The organism is Lichenibacterium dinghuense (assembly GCF_021730615.1).
GTDB lineage: Bacteria > Pseudomonadota > Alphaproteobacteria > Rhizobiales > Beijerinckiaceae > Lichenihabitans > Lichenihabitans dinghuensis.
The window spans coordinates 1,046,614-1,067,409 of sequence record NZ_JAJLMN010000001.1 but is presented as its reverse complement, the minus strand read 5'-3'; the positions used below and the strand labels follow the sequence as shown (position 1 = coordinate 1,067,409).

Genomic DNA, 20,796 nt, shown 5'->3' with positions numbered 1-20,796 from the left:
GGCTCGGGCGTTGGTTGCCGGGCGTACCCGTGCGTGGCGTGAGCGCGATCGAGGGCGCTGGAAGAGCGGCAGGCCCGCATCGCCGCGGCGTCGACCGGCCGGGTGCCGGACGACGAGGCGGGCCTCGACGGAACCGCTGCGGATCACACGCCCGAGCGTCGAGCGGCGCGGATTGCCAAAGCGGCCGCGCTCGCCCAAGCTCCGTCCCGAGGCCGCGCCCGACGGCCCGCGACGGGGACACGCCATGGAGAGCCGCTACGCGCAGGTCTACGCCGCTTGGCGCCGCGATCCCGAGACCTTCTGGCGCGAGGCCGCCGCGGCGATCGACTGGATCAGGCCGCCGGACCGGATCTTCGAGCCCGCTTCCGGCCCCTACGGGCGCTGGTTCCCCGACGCGACGCTGAACGTCTGCCACAACGCCCTCGACCGCCACGCCGACGGCGGCCGGGCCGACCAGGTCGCGCTGGTCTACGACAGCCCCGTCACGGACACGGTGGCGCGGTATAGCTACGCGGAGTTGCGCGACGCCGTGGCGCGGCTCGCCGCGGCCCTGGCCCGCGAGGGCGTCGGCCGCGGCGACCGCGTGGTCATCTACATGCCGATGGTGCCGCAGGCGGTCTTCGCCATGCTGGCCTGCGCGCGGCTCGGCGCCGTCCATTCCGTGGTGTTCGGCGGCTTCGCGGCGCCCGAACTGGCGAAGCGCATCGACGACGCGCGGCCCGCGCTGGTGCTCACGGCCTCCTGCGGCTTGGAGGCGAGCCGTGTCGTCCCCTACAAGCCGCTGCTCGACGAGGCGCTGCGGCTGAGCCGCCACCCCGTGCCGCGCTGCCTCGTGTGGCAGCGCCCTCAGTCGCCCGCCACCCTGGTCGAGGGCCGCGACCGCGACTGGGCCGAGGCGGTCGCGGCGGTGGGCGAGGAGCGCGCGCCCTGCGCCGCGATGGCGGCGACGGACCCGCTCTACATCCTCTACACCTCGGGCACGACGGGCCTGCCGAAGGGCGTGGTGCGCGACGGCGGCGGCTACGCGGTGGCGCTCGCCTGGTCCATGGCGAACCTCTACGGCGTGGAGCCCGGCGAGTGCTTCTGGACGGCCTCCGACATCGGCTGGGTCGTGGGCCACAGCTACATCGTCTACGGCCCGCTGATCCACGGCGCCACGACGGTGCTCTACGAGGGCAAGCCGGTGGGCACGCCCGACGCCGGCGCCTTCTGGCGCGTCTGCGCCGACCACGCCGTGACGGGGTTCTTCACCGCGCCGACCGCCTTCCGCGCCATCCGCAAGGAGGACCCGGAGGGCTCGCTCCGCCGGCGGCACGACCTGTCCCGGCTGCGCACGATCTTCCTCGCCGGCGAGCGCGCCGACCCCACCACGGTGCGGTGGGCCGAGGAGGGCTTCGGCCTGCCGGTCGTGGACCACTGGTGGCAGACCGAGACCGGCTGGTGCATCGCCGGCGACCCCGTCGGGCTGGGGCTGCTGCCGGTGAAGCATGGGTCCGCGACCGTGCCGATGCCGGGCTTCGCCCTGAAGGCGGTCGACGAGGCCGGCGCCGAGGTGCCGCGCGGCACGATGGGGTCGCTGGTCGCGGAGCTGCCGCTGCCGCCGGGCGCCCTGCCGACGCTGTGGAACCAGGACGGGCGCATGCGCGAGTCCTACCTGTCGACCTTCCCGGGCCACTACGAGTCCGGCGACGCCGGGATGATCGACGCCGACGGCTACGTGTGGGTGATGGGCCGCACCGACGACATCATCAACGTGGCAGGCCACCGCCTGTCGACGGGCGGCATCGAGGAGGTGCTGGCGGCGCATCCCGACGTCGCCGAATGCGCCGTGATCGGTGTCAGCGATCCGCTGAAGGGCGAGGCGCCGCTCGGCCTCCTTGTGCTGAAGGCGGGCGCGGGGCGGGGCGGGGCCGAGGTGGAGCGCGAGGCCGTGGCGCTGGTGCGCGACCGCATCGGGCCGGTGGCGGCCTTCAAGCTTGCGCTGGCGGTCGGGCGCCTGCCGAAGACCCGGTCCGGCAAGATCCTGCGCGGCACGATGAAGAAGATCGCCGACGGCACGGCGTGGACGCTCCCCGCCACCGTGGAGGACCCGGCGGCGCTGGGCGAGATCGCGGCGGCCCTGAAGGCGCGCGGGCTGCCGGAGGGCTGAGCCGCCGAACCCGCACGGATCGAGGCGGATTCACCCAAACGGGTGATGACACTCGACGTCCGCCGTGCAATGGGCCGATGCATCGCTCGAAACGAGGTTGCGATGGCGGCGACGATTCTCACTCTCCTGCTGGCCGGCGGCGTCGGCCTCGTCGCGGCGGCGCAACGGCCGGGATCGCGCGCGGCGACGCTGGAGCGGCTCGGCGGGCTGATGCTGGTGTCGGGCCTGCTCGGGCTGGGGTTCGAGCTGGCGCATGCGGGCGGGTGAGGGCGAGAACCGAGGTTCAACAGTGGCAGTCGACGATCGTGAGCCAGTCGTCCGGGGCGGCGTTCGCGATCAGTCGCTCCCACAACTCGACCCAGACCTCGGTGCGGGCGGGGTCCTCGTCCAGGTTGAACAGCTCTGACGCGTGCCACTCGCCCCCGCTGACGACGGCCAAAGTGACAAGCGCCAGCCGACGCGCCCTGGCGAGCACGACCTCGCGCGGGCGGGACAACTGGACGATGTTCTCTCTCCACAGATGGCCCGCTACGCTCCGAACAGCCTGGACGGCGGGGTCCGTGTCGAAATGCCTCCATCCGTCCTCCTCGCCGTGTTGGCGCGTGAGCCGCTCGATGTCGGGGATCTTGCGGCCGGCGAGCGCTGCCTCGATCCGATCTCAGAGCGCAGCCTTGTGGTCCTCGGCTTGGCGTCCAAGCGCTGCGGAATCGAGGTCTCGTTTGCGCCTTTGGCTGCTGTCCCGCACGGGCTTGCAGCCCTCGTGCGTCCAGTCGGGGTCGAGCGCGCCCTCGAACCTGCCCCCGATTTGGAACCAGTCGTACCACGGATCGAGCGCGTCCGGATTGTGGTAGCACCATGACCACAGCACCCGTCCCATTTCGTCCTCGTCCGGTCGGTGGGGAGTGATGACGAGTGCTGCGAAGTGAGTCACGGCGCCCTCCGGTTCGAGCTGAAACCAGTGTGAGCTACCTTAGGTAGTATGTCTACGCAGGCTCGCTCAGCGCAGCCCGGCTTCCGCGATATACCCCTCCAACTCCGCCGCGCGATGGCCCGCCGTGTGCGCCTCCAGCAAGCGCGCCCGGCCCGCGGCGCCGAGCGCGCTCCGCTCCGCCTCGCCCATCCGGGTCAGCGCCCCGAGCACGGCGTCCCCGTCCCGCGCCACCAGGATGTCGCGCCCGTCCCGGAAGATCTCGCCCTGGCCGTCCCAGGGATCGGAGATGATCGGCGTCCCGCAGGCCGCGGCCTCGAACAGCCGCACGCTGGGGCTCCAGCCCGCCCGCACCATGTCGGCGCGGGTGACGTTGAGCGTGAAGCGGCTCACCCCGTAGAACTCCGGGTGGTCGGCCGGGCCGACGTGCTCGAAGCGCGTGACGTTGGCGGGCCAGTCGATCGTGGCCGGATATTGCGGGCCCGCCACGCAGAAGGAGAGGTGCGGCGCCCGGCGCGCGGGCTCGATCAGCAGCCGCTCCAGCACCGGCTGGCGGTCGTCCGAATAGGTGCCGAGGTAGGAGAGGTCGAAGCGCTTCTCCCCCGTCCAGGGGCGGTAGCGGCCCTCGTCGACGCAGCAGTAGAGGGCGCGCGGGCCCGGCGAGCCGAACTCCTCCGCGAGGCGGCCGAGCATCGGCCCACCCGTGAAGGACAGGTAGAGGGCGTAGCCGGGGATCAGCTCCGGGGCGAGGTATTCGCAGTCGCCGCGCTCCAGCGCCGCGACCGTCACCGGCGTGTCGATGTCGTAGAAGGCCGCGACGCCGCGCGCGTGCCCCTGCGCCCAGGCCCCGACGGCGCGGCCCTCCGGCACGTAGGAGCCGACCACCACGGCGTCGGCGGCCGCGACCTCGCCGCGGAAGCCGTCGAGGCCCGCGAGGTCGTCGTAGAAGGCGAGGCGGCAGAAGTCGGGCTCGGCGAGGTCGCGGTTTCGCCCCCCGTACCAGGGCACGTCCCGCTCCAGGAACAGCACCTCGTGGCCCCGGGCCGCGAAGGCGCGCAGGAGCGAGCGGTAGGTGGTGGCGTGGCCGTTGCCCCAGGACGAGGACAGCGACAGGCCGAGGACGACGAGCTTCATGCGCCGGCGCGCTCCGCCCGGCGCGCCTTGAGCAGCGCGTCGACCTCGGCGCCGCGGCGCGCGTAGGTGTGCTCGCCGAGGATGCGGGCGCGGGCGGCGTCGCCGATCGCGCGGGCGCGCTCCGGCGTCAGGGCGGCGACGTGCTCGGCGACGTCGCGCCCGTCGCGCGCGACCAGCACCTCCGTGCCCTCGGCGAGGAACAGGTCGAGCCCCACCCAGGCGTCGGTGATCAGGCAGGCGCCGGCCCCGGCCGCCTCGAACACGCGGGTGGCGGGCGAGAAGCCGACCTCGGCCATGGAGTCCCGCGCGACGTTCAGCACCGCCAGCGGCGAGGTGTTGAACGCGTTGTGGTCGCGCGTGCCGACGTGGCCGATGCGGCGCACGTTGTCCGGCATGGGTTTGCCGTCCCAGCCGTTGCCGCCGAGCAGGAAGCTCCGCTCGGGCAGGCGCGCCGCGGCGTCGAGGAAGAAGCCTTCCACGCGCGCTTCGCGGTCCGGCAGGCGGTTGGCGAGGAAGGACAGGTCGGCGCGGAACCGCGCCTCGGCCGGCACAGGGTGGTGCGTCGTCGGGTCGAGCGCGTTGTAGATCGGCACGCAGCGGCGCGCCCCGAAGCCCTCGTAGGCTGCGACCACCGGCGGGCCGCCCCCGTAGGTGAAGACGTAGTCGAGGCCTGGCAGGGCGCGGCGCAGCGCCTCCTCGGAACCGGCGCGCAAGGCCGCCAGCGTCGCGGGGGCGTCGACGTCCCAGAAGACCCTGAGCGCGTCGGCGCGGGCACGCGCCATCACGCCCTCGACCAGGGCGTCGTCGAACACGCCGACGCCGCTCGCCTTCACGACGACGTCGAAGCGCGGGGCCGCCTCGAGCACCTGACGCAGGCCCTCCTCGGTGGCGGGGTAGACCACCACCTCGGCCCAGTCCGGCGGCTCGATGTCGCGGTTCTCCTGCCGGCCGTAGGCGTCGGGCTCGAAGAAGGTCGTGCGGTAGCCGCGCGCGTGGAGGTCGCGGATCATGCCGCGGTAGTAGGTGGCGGCGCCGTTCCAGTAGGAGGACAGGAGCGAGGAGCCGTAGAAGGCGACGTTCATGCGGGGACCGATGGGGCGGGGGAGGCCTGGAGGGTTGCGAGCACGGTGGTGAGCTCGTCGACGCGGTGCGCGCAGGTGTGGCGCGCCCGGATCGTGGCGAGGCCCTGCGCGACGAGCCGCGCGCGCAGGTCCGCGTCGTCGCGCAGGGCGGCGATGTGGCGCTCCATCTCGGCGCCCGAGCGCGCCATCAGGAAGTCCTCGCCGACCGTGAACAGGTTCTCGGCGTCGTCCCAGGGCGCGGACACCAGCGGGATGCCGCAGGCCAGCGCCTCGAAGACGCGGATGGTGGGGATGCCCGGCAGCAACTCGACGTAGAAGCGCCGCGGCACGTGCACGGTGGCGAGGTGGCGCGCGAAGACGGCCGGGGCGGAGGCGTTCGGCAGCCAGCCGCGGTACTGCGCCTCGTAGCGGCGCAGCGTGTTCCGAGCCTCCTCGGGGTAGCGCACGCCGTAGATGTCGAGCGGCATGTCGAGCCGCCGCGCCGGGCCGAACAGGAAGTGTTCGAGCTCGGCCGAGCGCTCGCCGTCGCCCCAGTTGCCGATCCACACGAGGCCCCGGCGCTCGCCGGAGGCGAGCCGGTCGCCTTCGACCGCCGGGGGGCGGAACACGCGCGTGTCGGCGGCCTCGTGCCACACGAACACGCGGTCGCCCCAGCCCCAGCGGCGGTACACGGCGGCCAGCGTCTCGCCGAAGGCCAGCACGCCGTCGTAGCCGTCGAGGTCGAAGGCCCGGATGGCGTCGGGCTCCGACACCGCGCGGTGGTGGGTGTCGTGGAACAGCAGGGTGAAGTTGGCGCCGTTCCGGCGCGCGCGGCCGAGCGCGGCCACGAGCGCCGGCTCGTTCCACTCGTGCACGATCACGAGGTCGTCGCCCGCGCAGGCCTCGGCGGGGTCGAAGCCCGCGCCGAAGGAATGCGAGTGGAGGTCCGGGTAGTTCCGGCGGAAGGCGTCGAGGCCGGCCTCGCCGGCGTCGGCCAGCAGGTTGTCGAGGCTCCAGGCGCCCTCGGGCTCGTAGGTCGAGACCGCGTGGCCGCGGCGCACGAGCTCGCTCAGCACGCCGCGCAGGAAATGCGCGTTGCCGTGGTTCCAGCAGGACAGGAGCGAGTGGGTGAAATAGCTGATCTTCATCGACTGTCGGACGGTTCAGGACGCGCTTCCCTTCTCCCCTCGCGGGAGAAGGTGGCCCGGCGGAGCCGGGTCGGATGAGGGGGGCCGGCGCGGCGCTCTCCGATCGAAGGGGGCATCGTCGAGCGTCGCGCCATGCCCCCTCATTCGCCTCTCCTTCGGAGAGGCACCTTCTCCCGCCGGGGGAGAAGGGTGCACAGTCTGAGGGCGTGCCATCGGCATCATCGCGTGCCGAAGGCCGCCACCGCGGCCGCGTGCGCCTTGAGCGTCGCCTCCGCCATGGCGTCGACCGTGTGGCGCGCCGCGCGCTCGCGCGAGGCGGCGGCGCGCTCGGCCCGGTCGGCGCGGTCGCCGAGCAGGCGCAGCACCGCCGCCGCCAGCGCGCGGTCGTCGTGCGGGGCGACGAAGAGCGCGGCGTCGCCCCACAGCTCGCGGAAGGTCGGGATATCGGACAGGACCAGCGCGCAGCCGGCCTGCGCGGCCTCCAGCACCGACAGGCCGAAGGGCTCGTAGAGCGCGGAGGACACGAAGACGGGCCGCTCGGCGAGCCTCGCCCGCAGCGCCGCGGGCCCGAGCGTGCCGAGCGCGACGGTGTGATGCAGGGCGATGCGGGCCCCGTTCGGCCCCGTCAGGGGACCAGCGGCCTCGACCGCCACGGGCAGGCGCGCCGCGGCGCGGTCGAGCACGGCGAGGTTCTTGCCCTCGTCCCACAGCCGGCCGGCGGTCAGCACGGACGGCGCAGGGGCGGCCGGCTCGGCGGCCGCGGGGGCGGGGTCGCGCCCGTTCGGCACGACGAGCGGCGCGGCGCCGAAGCCGTAGACCCGGCGCGTGGCCTCGGCGAAGGCGGCGCTCGGGGCCGCGAGCGCGTCGGCCGCCGCCATGCCGGCCTCGTGCAGGGCCGTGCGCCACCGGAAGTCGCCCGGCATGGGCTCGCCGCCCCGCACGGCCTGCCACCACGTGGCGAGGCAGGAATGGGTGACCGCCAGCGTGGGGCAGGGGAAGGGGCCCGCCGCGCCGAGCGCCGGGTGGTTGAGGTGGAGGAGGTCAGCCGTCTCGCGTGCCGCGAGCCGGGCCAGCGCCCGGCCGCCCTTCTTCACCGCGGCGGCATCGGCGGCGAGCCAGTCGGGCGCGTGGCCGAGGTCGTGGACGGCGAGGCCGCGCTCCGCGGCGTCGGCGCGCTGGGCCTCGTTCGGGGCGGGGCCGAGCACGGCCAGTGTCACGCGGTAGCCGCGGCGTCCGAGCGCCGCCCCGAGGTCGAGCGCGTAGGTCCACACGCCGCCCACCGCGTCGGCCGTCATCAGGACGTGACGGCTCGCGGACGTCACCGGCAGCAGGCCGCTTCGAGGTCGCGGAGCGGCAGGGGCTGCTGGTCCTGGATCTCGCTCATGCGGTCGAACTGGGCGAGGTAGTGCGCGTGAGCGCGCTCCCAGGCCTCGCCGTCCGGCAGGCCGAACAGGCGGCGGTAGTCGGGCGAGGACGGGTAGGGGTAGAGCGGCACGGGGTCGTTGGCCCAGACGCCGCGGGCCCTGAGGCCGTCGCGCCATTCCGCCACGAGGGCCGGGTCGTCGCCCGCCACTTCGAGGAGGTTCGCCTGCACGAAGGGCACGGTGCGCCGCGCGTGGACGAGGCGCTCCGCGAGGTCCTCCGTGGTCATGCGGCAGCTCTTGTCGAGGGCGGCGCGGCCCTCGACCGTGAGGCTCTCGACGCCGGCCTCGATGGACACGCAGCCGGCTTGGCCCAGGAGGTCCAGCATGTCCGGCTTCCACAGGTCGATGCGGGTCTGCACGCCGAACGCGACGGGGCGCGACACCAGCGCCTCCAGGAGCGGCTTCTGGGGGAGGAAGATCTCGTCGATGAAGTAGAGGTAGGTGACGCCCTGCGCGACGAGCCCGTCGATCTCGGCCAGCACGGGTTCGAGGTCGCGCTTCCGGTATTTGTCGCGGAAGTCGATCTTGGCACAGAACGAACAGTGGTAGGGGCAGCCGCGCGAGGCCTCGACCTCGGCGCCGGGCCCGTGCCCCTCGCTGCCGTAGCGGTGGTGGTGGTGGTGGTGCCGGTCGATCCAGGATCGGTCCCAGGTGAGCGGCGCGGCGTCGGTGAAGCGCGCCGAGGCGGGACCTCCGGTGACGCGGACCGCGCCGCCGTCGTGGAAGGCCACCGAGGGCACGCGCGCGAGATCGGTGGCCTCGGCCAGCGCCGCCACGACCTCCTCGCATTCGCCGCGCACCACCACGTCGCAGCCGAGCTTGCGCAGCGCCGTCTCGGGCGTGGCCGAGCCATGCGGGCCGACCGCCACCGTGCGGCCGCCGCGCGCGCCGAGCGACTGGAGGAAGGCGCGGGGGCTCCGGAGCTCGGGCGGGGCGCAGCGCCAGAACAGGTAGGACGGCGCCGTCGTCACCACCGTCATGGCGGGGGCGAAGTCCGCCACCGCGTCGGCCAGGGCCTCGTTCGAGCGCGCCTGGAGCGCGCCGTCGAGCATCAGCACGTCGTGGCCGGCCCGCTCCAGCAGGTTGCGGCAGTAGCCGAGCTCCAGCGGCAGGTGCGGCTCGCGGCAGCCGAAGTAGATCGACTGCGAGAAGTCCCAGGCGGGATCGACGAGGGCGACTCTCACGGGCGGGCTCCGCGGCGGACCGGGCGCGGCAGGGTGTGGGCTGACGTCATGCCGCCACCCTAGCCCGCCGCCCGCGCCTTGTCTGCCGCCGCCGGCAGCGCGACTCCGTGCTCGGCGGCGAGCCAGCCGACGAGCCGCGCGACGCCCTCGCGCCAGGGCCGGAACGGCTTGAGCCCGAGCGCGTCCGAGGCGGCGCGCGCGTCCGACACGTAGTAGCGCTGGTCGCCGGGGCGCCAGCCGTGCGTCTCGGCCCGCACCGGCCGGCCCGTGAGGGCTTCGAGGTGGCGCAGGAGCTGGCGCAGGCTCACCGCGTTGGCGGGGCCGCCGCCGAGGTTGAAGGCCCGGCCCGCCACGCGGTCGATATTGCGCCAGCAGCCCAGGTAGGCGTCGACCGCGTCGTCGACGTCGAGCACGTCGCGCACCTGGCAGCCGTCGCCGTAGAGGCTGATGCCCTGGCCCTTCAGGGCCGAGATGGCGAAGTGGGCCACCCAGCCCTGGTCCTCGGTGCCCATCTGGCGCGGCCCGTAGATGCAGCTCATGCGCAGCACCGCGGTCGGCACGCCGAAGGAGCGCGCGAAGTCGAGCACGTACTGGTCGGCCGCGCCCTTGGAGCAGCCGTAGGGCGTGTGGAAGTCGAGCGGGCGCGCTTCCCCGACCCCCGCCGCGCGGACGGCCTCGTCCACGGGGACGTAGGCGTCGTTGGTGAGCCTCAGCTCGACGTCGGCGAGGTCGCCGTAGACCTTGTTGGTCGAGGCGAAGACCAGCGGCACGGGCTGCCCGCGCCGGCGCAGCGCGTCGAGCAGCGTCACGGTGGCGCGCACGTTGATCTCGAAGTCGTCGAGCGGCTCGACCATGGAGGTCGTCACCGCCACCTGGGCGGCGAGGTGGAACACCGCGTCGGTCTCGGCGGCGGCGCGGCCCAGCGCCTCCGCGTCGCGCACGTCCGCCACCACGGCCGTGACGGCGTCGCCGTGGCGCGCCTTCAGCCAGTCGAGGTTGCGTTGCACCCCGGGGCGCGTCAGCGCGTCGTAGACCGTGACGCGGTGCCCGAGCCCGGCCAATCGGTCCGACAGGTTCGAGCCGATGAAGCCGGCGCCGCCGGTGACGAGGACGTTCGACGGGGTGTCGCCCCGTGCCGCGACAGGGTCGCGGGTCATCAGACGACGAGGCCCCGGGCTTCGAGCTCGCGCCGCGCTTCCGCCACGCGGTCGACGGCCTGCTGCCGCGCGACCCATTCGGCGAGCTCGGCGAGCCCCTCGCGGAAGTCGGCCTGCGGCTCGTAGCCGAGCTGCTCGCAGATGTGGTCGATGTCCGGGATGCAGTGGCGGATGTCGCCCGCGCGGGCCTTGCCGGCGATCTCGGGCGGCAGGTCGCGGCGCCCCATCGACTCGGCCAGCAGGGTCGCGACCTCCTCCACCGTGCGGTCCTCGCCCGAGCCGACGTTGAACACGCCGCCCGCCGCCTTGGGATGGTCGAGCGCCAGGATGAAGGCCCGCGCCACGTCCGACACGTGGACGAAGTCGCGGCGCTGCTGCCCGTCCTCGAAGATCACCGGAGCCACCCCGTTGTGGAGCCGCGAGGCGAAGATGGCGAGCACGCCCGTGTAGGGGTTCGACAGCGCCTGGCCGGGGCCGTAGGCGTTCCACAGCCGCAGCGCCACGCCCTCCATCCCGTAGGCGGGCGCGAGGGTGAGGGTGAGGCGCTCCTGCGTATATTTCGAGATGGCGTAGACGGAGGCCAGCGTCGGGCGCTTCGATTCCGGGGTCGGCACCGGCTCCATCGGGCGGCCCTGCGCGTCGAGCGGGTCCCAGGAGCCGTCCGGGTTGCGGCCGCCGCGCAGCACCCCCTCGTGCAGCGCGCCGTCGCGGTCCTGGTAGAGGCCCTCGCCGTAGATGCTCATGGACGAGGCCACGACGACGCGGCGCACCGGGCGGTCGATGAGCTTCTGGAACAGGGTGGCCGTGCCGACGTCGTTGACCGACACGTAGCGGTCGATCGCATACATGCTCTGGCCGACGCCGACCTCGGCGGCGAGGTGCACGACCTTGTCGACGCCCTGGAGGGCGCGGGCCACGGCGTCGCCGTCGCGCACGTCGCCCTCGTGAACCTCGACGTGGGGGCCGAGCTCAGCCACGGCGGAGCGGTCGTGATGCACCTGGTCGATGAAGGAATCCAGCACCCGGACCTCGTCGCCCTTCTCCAGGAGGGCGCGGGACAGGTGGCGGCCGATGAAGCCGGCCCCGCCGGTGATGAGGACCTTCTCGGCCATGCGTGACTCTGCCTCCGACTCGAACGCTGCGGAGGTTCTTCTAACCTCGTCCGACGAAAGCGAGAAGGGTCGACGCGCCCTTCTCCCCGCCTGCGGGGACGCAGACGTCCGGCGATGAGCGTCATGCGCGACCCTCCACCCCTGCACCCGTCATAGCGCGTCGATCGTCGCCGATCCGCCACATCGGGCCGTCAATCTGCCCCCATGAAGCCCATCCCCGCTCCCGTCCTCCTGGCCGCCGTGGCCGCTTCCTGCCTCGTGCCGGGTGCGGTCCGGGCCGAGGTCGTGCTCGACTGGCCCGTCGCCTGCAGCGTCGGGACCGACTGCGAGATCCAGCACTACGTCGACCACGGCGGGGGCGGCGACGCCAAGGACTACCGCTGCGGGACCGTCACATACAGGGGCCACAACGGCACGGATATCCGCGTCCCCACCCTGGCGGATGAGCGCCGCGGCGTGGCCGTCCTGGCCGCGGCCCCGGGCCGGGTGCTGCGCGTGAGGGACGGCATGGAGGACATGTCGGTCGCCGTGGTGGGGCACGACGCCGTGAAGGACCGTGACTGCGGCAACGCTGTCGTGATCGCCCATGCCGATGGGTTCGAGACGCAATATTGCCACATGGCCAAGGGCAGCGTCGCGGTGAAGCCGGGCGACGCCGTCGTGGCCGGACAGGCCATCGGCCGGGTCGGGCTGTCGGGCGACACCGAGTTCCCGCATCTGCACATCACCGTGCGGCACGCAGGCCAGGTCGTCGATCCCTTCGCCTACGGCGCCGTCGAGGGCTCCTGCGCGGGCGGCACGTCGCTGTGGCGGCCGTCGCTCGCCCCCGCGTTGACCTACAAGAACGGGGCGGTGCTCAACTTCGGCCTGTCGCCCGAGCCGGTCACCATGGCGCAGGTCGACGACGGTTTCGGGGCCGGCCCGCTCGCCCCCTCGTCGCCCGCCGTGCTGGCCTACGTGCGGGCGATCGACCTGCGGCGGGGGGACGTGCAGCGCCTCGTGATCACGGGCCCCGCCGGCACTCTGATCGACCGCAGCGAGCCGCCGCTCCCTTCGAACAAGGACCAGGTCTACCTCGGCGTGGGCCGCCGCCGGCCGCCGCAGGGCTGGCAGCCGGGCCTCTACGCGGCGGACTACACCGTCTCGCGCGACGGCGTCATCGTGGTGCGGCGCAGGGTCGAGGCCAGCGTCGTCGCCGCGGAGGTCAGGCCCTGAGGGGGCGCAGGCTTGGAGGGCACACCCGCGCGGGGCACAGCGGCGGACGCTGGGACCGCGCCCCCGCCTCCGGCACGACATCCGCACCCCCGGATGGTTGTGCGGCCCATGAGCTTCGCCTAGGTTGGGGCGCCGTCGAAACGCCGGGGCGCGTCGCGGGTGGCCTCGCGCACGACCGCTCAGGAGAGATGCTTGACCCGTATCGCGGCGATCACCCCCGCCCATCGCGAGCACCTCCGCCAGCTCAAGGCCGACTTCGACCGGGCCTACGACGCCATCGAGGACGTGACCGACCGGTCGAGCCCGAGCTTCCGAGGCGCCGAGGCCCGGTATCGCACGTGGATCAAGGCGATCGACTCGCAGGCGCTGGCGCTGCTCGACGACCTCGACGCGCTCGACATCGGTGGCGGCGGCCCGCGGCCCCAGGCCTCGCCCCCGGCCCGTGGTCCCTACTCGCCCGTGGCATCGGTGGGCGTCGGCGACGTCGACCACGTGTTCTCGGAGATGGAGGACATGCTCCACGCGCGCGACCTGATCGAGGATGAGGACGAGGGCGCTTCCGAGATCTTGGGCATCTTCGCGCCCGCAGGATCGACAGCCAGATCACGCTGAGAGTCTTCTCTGATTGGGGCTCTGGAGGTCAAGCGCTCCTGTCAGGTTTTTTGTCCCGTTCCCGCGGGTCACACGCTTCTCTTCGCGGTCGGCGTTTCGCCGCCGCATGATGGGGTCAGTCCGGCTCGGTCCCTCGATCTGTTTCACGACCTCGCGACGTCGCCGCGGGCTCAAGACTCTCAACGAGGTGGCCTTACCGATCGTCCCCACGGGAACGGTCCACATCACCCTTTCAGGTGAAGCTCGTGCGGGTGGCGGCCCGCGGTGTCCTCCGAGCGTCAGGCAACTACGGTGGCGGGCGCGGTGGTCGGCCCGGTGCCGAACCGAAAGTCGGTACCGTCGCTCCACATCCGGTGCAGGACCACGGCCAGCTTTCGGGCTACGGCAACGCGCGCCCGCGCCATGCCGCGATGCTTGGCGATCGTCATGCCCCAGGCCCGCAGGCTGGACCATTTCTGGCTGCGCACGAGCAGCGCGTTAGCGGCCTCGTACAGGGCCGTTCGCGCCAGTTCGTCGCCGCATCGGCTGATCTTGCCCTGAATGTCGGTCTCGCCCGACTGGTAGCGCGAGGGCGTCAGGCCGAGATGGGCACCGACGTCGCGCGAATGGCCGAACCGATCGGGTCGGTCGATCGTGGCGCGAAACGCCAGGGCGGTGATCGGGCCGACGCCGGGTGCGCTCATCAGCCGCCGACAGATCTTTTCCTCGCGCACGATCTTCAGCACCTGTTTTGTCAATCGGGCGAGCTGCTGGATCATCGTCGACAGTACAGTGAGCAACGGCTCCACCATCGCCAGCAACGCTGTGTCGTCCGAGCAGAGTTCGCGCACACGCTTGTCGAAGGCCGCCCGGCTCGGCGTGCCGACCTTCAGCCCGGCTTCCCGAAGCATGGCCCGAACGACGTTCTCGATCGACCGCATCTCGTTCAGCACCGTGCGGCGTGCGACCAGCAGCGAGCGCCACAGCCGGCACTGCTGCGACTTGACGTGCACCTGCCGGAACCAGCCGGTGCGCATGATCTGCGCCAGGGCACGCGCGTCGTTGCGGTCGGTCTTGTTGGGCATGGTCTTCATGGCGGCGTTGGCCTGCCGTGTCTCGATGCAGACCGCCGCCAGCCCCGCCGCGCGCAGGCCCTCGTGCAGCCAAGCCGTCAACGAGCAGGCTTCGAGGCCGATCCGCTCGATCGGCAGCTTCAAGCCCTGCAGGGCCGCAACCAGCGGCCCTGGCGCGCTCGCGGCGCGCAGCTCCTTCACGATCCGACCCGCGTCATCGACCACGCAGATCGCGGTCTCTTCCAGGGACACGTCCAGTCCGGCATAGTACGTCATGGTTGCTCCTGTCGCGATGCTTGTGGCCGCTCGACACGGACCACGTTGAACCATCCGGGCAGGAGCAGCCACCGTTGGGCCTGGGCTGGAGCCCCAATCACCCCATCTGTTTGCTTAGGTCGTGTGGACGAGTTTGCTCGAGGACAGTCCCACGGCGAATGCGACGATGGATCGGAAGCTTCTCGCGGTCTTTTCGCATCGGCGGGCGGCACGCTCAAAGCGCTTGAGCCGTCCGATGCGGGCTCGTGCTTCGTAGAGGGGGCGGGCGATGAAGGCCGGCCAATTCTTCCCATCGGCTCTGTGGGGGGATCAGCGGTGCCATGCCGCGCTTCCTCGCGGCGTTCCGCTTGGTTTTCCTGTCATCGCCCTTGTCGCAGATCACGGCACGTGGCCGAATGGCGAGGCCGAGGTCGAACAGGGTTTCGAAGTGTCGCCCGTCGCAGGCTTCACCGCCGGTCAGGCCGAAAGCGATGATGCCGCCGGAAGCGTCGGACTTGGCATGGATCTTCGTGGCGAAGCCACCGCGCGAGCGGACGAGCGCTTGTCCGACCACGCGTCTGGCGGCGTCGGAGCCGCGCGGGCTCCGAACCGGAACAGCCTTGACCGCCTGCCTGTCCACCACGGCCAGGCGCGGGTCGTGGTGTCGGCCCCGCGCGCCCGGCGCCGCGCCATGTGGCACATCAGCGCCTCGAACAGCTCCTTCTCGCCCCAGCGGTCGCCCACGCGCAGATGTCAGGCGATCGCCCCCCACGATCGCGATTGTCGGCACCGCTCGCCCCCTGCGTGGCGGGTCAGCCTGCTCCGGCCACGCCGCCATCCGGCCAACCGCAAGCATCGTCACCATGCTCTTCAGGCCGGCCTCGTGCCGTGCCCGATGCGCTCCGGTCCACATCTCACCCCTCAACGCCGCCCGGCCAAGCGGCTGTTGGTGTTCCACACGGGACAGATGAGGATCAGGCGCAGAGGCGGCTCAGACAGATGGGGTGATTGGGGCTCCAGCCCAGGCCCAACGGTGGCTGCTCCTGCCCGGATGGTTCAACGTGGTCCGTGTCGAGCGGCCACAAGCATCGCGACAGGAGCAACCATGACGTACTATGCCGGACTGGACGTGTCCCTGGAAGAGACCGCGATCTGCGTGGTCGATGACGCGGGTCGGATCGTGAAGGAGCTGCGCGCCGCGAGCGCGCCAGGGCCGCTGGTTGCGGCCCTGCAGGGCTTGAAGCTGCCGATCGAGCGGATCGGCCTCGAAGCCTGCTCGTTGACGGCTTGGCTGCACGAGGGCCTGCGCGCGGCGGGGCTGGCGGCGGTCTGCATCGAGACACGGCAGGCCAACGCCGCCATGAAGACCATGCCCAACAAGACCGACCGCAACGACGCGCGTGCCCTGGCGCAGATCATGCGCACCGGCTGGTTCCGGCAGGTGCACGTCAAGTCGCAGCAGTGCCGGCTGTGGCGCTCGCTGCTGGTCGCACGCCGCACGGTGCTGAACGAGATGCGGTCGATCGAGAACGTCGTTCGGGCCATGCTTCGGGAAGCCGGGCTGAAGGTCGGCACGCCGAGCCGGGCGGCCTTCGACAAGCGTGTGCGCGAACTCTGCTCGGACGACACAGCGTTGCTGGCGATGGTGGAGCCGTTGCTCACTGTACTGTCGACGATGATCCAGCAGCTCGCCCGATTGACAAAACAGGTGCTGAAGATCGTGCGCGAGGAAAAGATCTGTCGGCGGCTGATGAGCGCACCCGGCGTCGGCCCGATCACCGCCCTGGCGTTTCGCGCCACGATCGACCGACCCGATCGGTTCGGCCATTCGCGCGACGTCGGTGCCCATCTCGGCCTGACGCCCTCGCGCTACCAGTCGGGCGAGACCGACATTCAGGGCAAGATCAGCCGATGCGGCGACGAACTGGCGCGAACGGCCCTGTACGAGGCCGCTAACGCGCTGCTCGTGCGCAGCCAGAAATGGTCCAGCCTGCGGGCCTGGGGCATGACGATCGCCAAGCATCGCGGCATGGCGCGGGCGCGCGTTGCCGTAGCCCGAAAGCTGGCCGTGGTCCTGCACCGGATGTGGAGCGACGGTACCGACTTTCGGTTCGGCACCGGGCCGACCACCGCGCCCGCCACCGTAGTTGCCTGACGCTCGGAGGACACCGCGGGCCGCCACCCGCACGAGCTTCACCTGAAAGGGTGATGTGGACCGTTCCCGTGGGGACGATCGGTAAGGCCACCTCGTTGAGAGTCTTGAGCCCGCGGCGACGTCGCGAGGTCGTGAAACAGATCGAGGGACCGAGCCGGACTGACCCCATCATGCGGCGGCGAAACGCCGACCGCGAAGAGAAGCGTGTGACCCGCGGGAACGGGACAAAAAACCTGACAGGAGCGCTTGACCTCCAGAGCCCCAATCAGAGAAGGCTCTGAGTCGCCGCCGGCGGCGACGCGGTCGTGCCGGCGGATGGCCGATCACTCCGCCGCTGCGCTGAGCATCCCCAAGGACCTCAATTGCTCCTCGCGGATCTTCGCTCCTGCTTCGTCGTAGACGAAGGGCAGGAAGGCGTAGCGGCGGCCGTAGGTCACCCGCGACACGGCGTGCAGGATCGCGGCCGGGAACACCACTGCCCAGCCCTGTGGAGCCTTGATGCCGCGCTGGCTGTATTCGGGGAAGCTCACTTCGCCGCCGTCGAAGTCCTCGCTGAGGTTGATCGAAACGGCGTAGCGGCGATGCGCGGTGAGCCCTGGGCCGTTGTCGCGGTGGGGGCGGAAATGGGCGTTGTCCTCGGCGGCGTAGCAGCCGACGATGTAGCGCTCCATGCGGGTGACCTTCGTGAAGAAGATGCGCTCGATCTCGGGCAATACCCGCCGCGCGATCGTGCCCTGCAGGCGGCGGATCAACTGCGGATCCTCGATGGTGAAGTCGCGGCGGCGCTTGAACGAATGGTCGTTCACCCCGACGCCGTTGCGGTAGATGCCCGACTCCGAGCCGCCGTCGGCGTCGTAAAGGCCGACGAGGTGGCGGCACAGCGCGCGGTCGAACACGTTGGGCAGCAGCAGCACCGGCACCGGCAACTCGAAGCCGGCGTAGTCCTTCGGCGCCGGCAGCTCGCGCAGCATGCGCAGCACCGCCTCGTGGTCCTCCGGCCCGGCGCCCAGCGGGACGTTGGCGAGGACGTGCAGCGTCGGGTCCACGACGAGCCAGAAGGGACGCGACGCTCCGGGCAGGCCCGACGCGCCCGGCTCGCGCGCGAGGGCGCCGCAGATGCGGGCTGCGGTGCCCGAGGCGTCGTCCATGAAACGGACACCCGGCAGCATGTCGGCGACGCGGCCCGCCGCCTTGTCGGCCGGGTCGCGCCCCATGCCGAAGAAGCAGGCCCGCTCGTCGTCGAACAGGTGGCGGCCGCCGCGCACCGCCGCCAGCGCGGCCGCGACGGCCGGTTCCGCGGCCGAGGCGTAGAACAGGAACACGAGGTAGCGTCCCGCCACCGTGTGGTAGCCGAAGGGCACGTCGGGCGCATCGCGCAGCGCGGCCCAGGGGAACAGGTCGCCGCGCGACAGGTTCACGAACGACATTCCCGCATCTTCCGCCACCGGCCCGCCCTCCGACGCGTGTTCCGATCGTTTCACCCCAGGTCTTAGCCAAGGCTAAGCGGCGTGACAACGGCCCCGGTGACGTCCGCAGGGCTCCGCACTCGGGTTGTCGGGATGCGTGAAGCCCGAGATCATGACGGCTGGGCAGCCTGCTCCCCAGGCAAGCCACGCCAGGGCAATCGCCTCAGGTTAACGCGGGCTGCGCGGCCGCGAGCGGGTCGACATGGCCTTCGCCTTCTCGGCCGCCTGCAACCTCGTCTGCCTGTCAAAGCTGCTCGCTGGACCAGAGGTGGCGTGAGGTGGCGGGGCATGGGCGCCTGTCCCGCCGCGACGAGCGCCAGCCCCGTCGCGGCGGCAGAGAAGCGGACGGCAAAAAGACCGACCCTCACGCTTTCCGCCATCTACCAGCCAAAAACAACGCAGGAAGAAGCTGAGAGGCTGGACGTCGATCCTTTTTCAGCGACCTGCTGGGGAACGGTCTGGGATATAGCTCAAATCGATGCCGAAAAGAACGATAAAAGCAATGTCTTAGGGGAAAACGTTGGCGGAGAGAGCGGGATTCGAACCCGCGATACGGTTTCCCGTATACACACTTTCCAGGCGTGCGCCTTCAACCACTCGGCCACCTCTCCGGCCGGCGCTCACGCGCCGGGCCGACCCGGAGGTCGGCGGGCCCCCGGTTGGCGGGGCCGACAGCGGTCTATCATCGGAGACGCGCCGAGCGCAACAGCCGGGCCGCGGTTTCCCCCCGCCGCGCGGCATCTCCCGCCGTGGTCCCGGAACGGGCTCCGTTGTAAGGCACCGGGGCGGGCCGCGCCGGCCCGCCCTTTCGACGGCGGTCCATGCTCCGGTTCCTGCTCCGCGCCATCGGCTTCGTGCTGGTGGCCGCCGCCTTCGCGACCCTGGTGGTGGACGGCAGCCGCTCCATCGCCGGCGGGCGCGCGCTCTTCTACACGCTGGGCGAGATCGCGGCCTGGCTCGGCGGGGCGCACTACGCCGCGGCGCTGGCCGCGGCGGGCGCCTGGCCCGGCCCGGCCCAGCGCCTCGTGGCCGGGGTGCTCGCCGTGCCGGGTTTCGCCGTCACCGGGGCTCTCGGCCTGCTGCTCCTCTACGCCGGGCGCCCGCCGGCCGCCGGCGTCGGCGCGTCGAGCCGCCGAGCCTGAATTTCCGCGGCGTCGTCCCCATATCTGCACCGTCGCGGCTTTCGGAGACGATCCCCATGCTGTTCCGCAAGAAATCCACCCTGCCCACGGCCGCCGAGGCCCTGCCGGGCCGGTCCACCCCGCTGCCCACGCTGGACCGGCACCTCGTGCTCGGCACGCCGCTGAAGGGGCCGCACCCCGCCGGCACCGAGGTCGCCTATTTCGGCATGGGCTGCTTCTGGGGCGCCGAACGGCTGTTCTGGCGCCTGGGCGATGGCATCGTCACCACGGCCGTCGGCTACCAGGGCGGCGAGACGCCGAACCCCACCTACGAGGAAACCTGCACCGGCATGACGGGCCACGCCGAGGTGGTGATGGTGGCCTTTGATCCGGCCAAGGTGAGCTACGGGGCGCTGCTGAAGCTGTTCTGGGAGGAGCACGACCCGACACAGGGCATGCGCCAGGGCAACGACGTCGGCACGACCTACCGCTCGGCGATCTACACCACGACCCCCGCGCAGCTCGCCGAGGCCGAGGCGTCCAAGGCGGCCTATGGCCGGGCGCTGGCCGCCGCCGGCCGCGGGCCGATCACGACCGAGATTCGCCCGGCGCCGGAGTTCTTCTTCGCCGAAACCTACCACCAGCAGTACCTGCAGGCGAACCCGCGCGGCTATTGCGGCCTCGCCGGCACGGGCGTGTCCTGCCCGGTGGGCCTGGGCGTCGCGGCCGAATGAGCCGCGCGGGCGGACATCAGCCGCTGAGCGGCTCGTGCGCCCCCAGCGGCCGGAAGCTCTCGACCACGCTCTCGTAGACCTGGCGCTTGAACGGGATGATGAGCTCGGGCAGGCGCTCGATCCGCTCCCAGCGCCAGGCGTCGAACTCGGGCTTGAGGCCGTGCTCGGGTATGTCGATGTTGATCTCGCGCTCGTCGCCCTCGAAGCGGAAGGCGAACCACTTCTGCTTCTGGCCGCGGTAGCGCCCCTTCCAGTTGCGGCGCGTGAGGTCGGCCGGCAGGTCGTAGGTGAGCCAGTGCGGCGCCTCTGCCATGAAGGACACGCTCGACACGCCGGTCTCCTCCCGGAGCTCGCGCAGGGCCGCCGCGCGCGGCGCTTCGCCCGCGTCGATGCCGCCCTGCGGCATCTGCCACTCGTACCCCTGGGCGGCGGGATCGGCGGCGCGCTTCGACCGGCGGCGCCCGATGAAGACGAGCCCGTCGCGGTTGAACAGGGTGATGCCCACGCAGGGCCGGTAGGGTGAATGGGGCATGGTCGACGTCCGACGGCCGGAGTTTCTCTTCGCTGCGCCCAATTTCGCCGATTTCGGCCGAAGCAGAAGAAAAAACTTGCGTCCGCGCCGCCGCATCCCCCGCCACCGCGACGCGTCCCGGCTGGGATCGCCGCGGCGGGACGCGTGCCGTGCCGCGGGGGGCTGGATTTCCGGCGAGGCTCGGCCTACATCGGTCGGGCGGAGCTGCGGGGTGCGTGAGGACTGTATTCCCGGGGCCTTATCGATTCCAACGGGAGCTGTCCCTGTTCTCGACCGTGGTCTTGAGCACACGGCGCCCACCTACGTTGTAGGTTCCCGGGATCGATATCCCACGGCCACTGCGGCCCCGCACTGTTG

General features: G+C 72.0%; 20 protein-coding genes, 1 tRNA gene and 1 other RNA gene. 8 read left to right on the top strand and 14 right to left on the bottom strand.

The window, feature by feature from the left end; genetic code table 11:
- Nucleotides 1–244: 244 nt before the first annotated feature.
- Both L7N97_RS05115 and L7N97_RS05110 read left to right on the top strand, forming a co-directional pair.
- A complete protein-coding gene (locus tag L7N97_RS05115; protein WP_237477268.1) occupies nt 245–2,149 on the top strand; it encodes an AMP-binding protein in 1,905 nt (634 codons plus the stop codon).
- A 102-nt stretch (nt 2,150–2,251) separates the two neighbouring features.
- Nucleotides 2,252–2,416 (top strand): hypothetical protein, encoded by a 165-nt coding sequence (locus tag L7N97_RS05110; protein WP_237477267.1) that lies wholly within the window; start codon nt 2,252–2,254, stop codon nt 2,414–2,416.
- Nucleotides 2,417–2,432: 16 nt separating this feature from the next.
- Here L7N97_RS05110 and L7N97_RS05105 read toward each other — a convergent pair whose 3' ends face one another.
- The 9 genes from L7N97_RS05105 to L7N97_RS05065 form a co-directional block, all read right to left on the bottom strand.
- On the bottom strand, nt 2,433–2,645 hold the full coding sequence (locus tag L7N97_RS05105) for a hypothetical protein (RefSeq protein ID WP_237477266.1): 213 nt from the start codon (nt 2,643–2,645) through the stop codon (nt 2,433–2,435).
- 162 nt (nt 2,646–2,807) lie between these two features.
- Entirely contained in the window at nt 2,808–3,080 is a 273-nt protein-coding gene (locus L7N97_RS05100; protein WP_237477265.1) for a hypothetical protein, read from the bottom strand.
- 66 nt (nt 3,081–3,146) lie between these two features.
- Nucleotides 3,147–4,211: a CgeB family protein gene (locus tag L7N97_RS05095; protein WP_237477264.1), complete on the bottom strand. Its 1,065-nt coding sequence runs from the start codon at nt 4,209–4,211 to the stop codon at nt 3,147–3,149.
- Nucleotides 4,208–5,293, bottom strand: coding sequence for a CgeB family protein (locus L7N97_RS05090; RefSeq protein ID WP_237477263.1), 1,086 nt, complete (start codon nt 5,291–5,293; stop codon nt 4,208–4,210). Before L7N97_RS05090 ends, L7N97_RS05095 begins: the two co-directional genes overlap by 4 nt.
- The gene (locus tag L7N97_RS05085; RefSeq protein WP_237477262.1) at nt 5,290–6,420 is read right to left on the bottom strand and encodes a CgeB family protein; all 1,131 of its coding nucleotides are present in this window, start codon (nt 6,418–6,420) and stop codon (nt 5,290–5,292) included. Before L7N97_RS05085 ends, L7N97_RS05090 begins: the two co-directional genes overlap by 4 nt.
- A 218-nt stretch (nt 6,421–6,638) precedes the next feature.
- On the bottom strand, nt 6,639–7,715 hold the full coding sequence (locus tag L7N97_RS05080) for a glycosyltransferase family 4 protein (protein ID WP_237477261.1): 1,077 nt from the start codon (nt 7,713–7,715) through the stop codon (nt 6,639–6,641).
- 23 nt (nt 7,716–7,738) lie between these two features.
- Nucleotides 7,739–9,028: a TIGR04295 family B12-binding domain-containing radical SAM protein gene (locus L7N97_RS05075; protein WP_237477260.1), complete on the bottom strand. Its 1,290-nt coding sequence runs from the start codon at nt 9,026–9,028 to the stop codon at nt 7,739–7,741.
- Between the two features lie 59 nt (nt 9,029–9,087).
- Nucleotides 9,088–10,185 carry an NAD-dependent epimerase/dehydratase family protein gene (locus L7N97_RS05070; protein WP_237477259.1) on the bottom strand — a complete coding sequence of 366 codons (1,098 nt, stop codon included), beginning with the start codon at nt 10,183–10,185 and terminating at the stop codon, nt 9,088–9,090.
- The gene (locus L7N97_RS05065) at nt 10,185–11,297 is read right to left on the bottom strand and encodes an NAD-dependent epimerase/dehydratase family protein (RefSeq protein WP_237477258.1); all 1,113 of its coding nucleotides are present in this window, start codon (nt 11,295–11,297) and stop codon (nt 10,185–10,187) included. Before L7N97_RS05065 ends, L7N97_RS05070 begins: the two co-directional genes overlap by 1 nt.
- 204 nt (nt 11,298–11,501) lie before the next feature.
- Between L7N97_RS05065 and L7N97_RS05060 the strand changes: the two genes are divergently transcribed.
- Both L7N97_RS05060 and L7N97_RS05055 read left to right on the top strand, forming a co-directional pair.
- Nucleotides 11,502–12,512 (top strand): M23 family metallopeptidase, encoded by a 1,011-nt coding sequence (locus L7N97_RS05060; RefSeq protein ID WP_237477257.1) that lies wholly within the window; start codon nt 11,502–11,504, stop codon nt 12,510–12,512.
- A gap of 192 nt (nt 12,513–12,704) precedes the next feature.
- The gene (locus tag L7N97_RS05055; protein ID WP_237477256.1) at nt 12,705–13,124 is read left to right on the top strand and encodes a hypothetical protein; all 420 of its coding nucleotides are present in this window, start codon (nt 12,705–12,707) and stop codon (nt 13,122–13,124) included.
- Nucleotides 13,125–13,402: 278 nt separating this feature from the next.
- Here L7N97_RS05055 and L7N97_RS05050 read toward each other — a convergent pair whose 3' ends face one another.
- Together L7N97_RS05050 and L7N97_RS30495 are read right to left on the bottom strand one after the other, a co-directional pair.
- A complete protein-coding gene (locus L7N97_RS05050; RefSeq protein WP_237477084.1) occupies nt 13,403–14,452 on the bottom strand; it encodes an IS110 family RNA-guided transposase in 1,050 nt (349 codons plus the stop codon).
- Between the two features lie 214 nt (nt 14,453–14,666).
- Nucleotides 14,667–15,074 carry a hypothetical protein gene (locus tag L7N97_RS30495; protein ID WP_428980959.1) on the bottom strand — a complete coding sequence of 136 codons (408 nt, stop codon included), beginning with the start codon at nt 15,072–15,074 and terminating at the stop codon, nt 14,667–14,669.
- 462 nt (nt 15,075–15,536) lie between these two features.
- Between L7N97_RS30495 and L7N97_RS05040 the strand changes: the two genes are divergently transcribed.
- Complete coding sequence (locus L7N97_RS05040; protein ID WP_237477084.1) at nt 15,537–16,586, top strand: IS110 family RNA-guided transposase; 1,050 nt, start codon at nt 15,537–15,539, stop codon at nt 16,584–16,586.
- 323 nt (nt 16,587–16,909) lie between these two features.
- Here the strand turns inward: L7N97_RS05040 and L7N97_RS05035 are convergent, their stop codons facing one another.
- Entirely contained in the window at nt 16,910–18,013 is a 1,104-nt protein-coding gene (locus tag L7N97_RS05035; protein WP_237477255.1) for a 2OG-Fe(II) oxygenase, read from the bottom strand.
- Between the two features lie 560 nt (nt 18,014–18,573).
- Nucleotides 18,574–18,663 (bottom strand) — tRNA-Ser (locus L7N97_RS05030).
- Nucleotides 18,664–18,873: 210 nt separating this feature from the next.
- Between L7N97_RS05030 and L7N97_RS05025 the strand changes: the two genes are divergently transcribed.
- Together L7N97_RS05025 and msrA are read left to right on the top strand one after the other, a co-directional pair.
- A complete protein-coding gene (locus L7N97_RS05025) occupies nt 18,874–19,194 on the top strand; it encodes a hypothetical protein (RefSeq protein ID WP_237477254.1) in 321 nt (106 codons plus the stop codon).
- 56 nt (nt 19,195–19,250) lie between these two features.
- Nucleotides 19,251–19,907 carry a peptide-methionine (S)-S-oxide reductase MsrA gene (gene msrA / locus L7N97_RS05020; protein WP_237477253.1) on the top strand — a complete coding sequence of 219 codons (657 nt, stop codon included), beginning with the start codon at nt 19,251–19,253 and terminating at the stop codon, nt 19,905–19,907.
- Between the two features lie 16 nt (nt 19,908–19,923).
- Here the strand turns inward: msrA and L7N97_RS05015 are convergent, their stop codons facing one another.
- On the bottom strand, nt 19,924–20,439 hold the full coding sequence (locus L7N97_RS05015) for an RNA pyrophosphohydrolase (protein WP_237477252.1): 516 nt from the start codon (nt 20,437–20,439) through the stop codon (nt 19,924–19,926).
- A gap of 198 nt (nt 20,440–20,637) precedes the next feature.
- Between L7N97_RS05015 and ssrS the strand changes: the two genes are divergently transcribed.
- Nucleotides 20,638–20,790: non-coding RNA, 6S RNA (gene ssrS / locus L7N97_RS05010), on the top strand.
- The last annotated feature ends 6 nt before the right edge of the window (nt 20,791–20,796 follow it).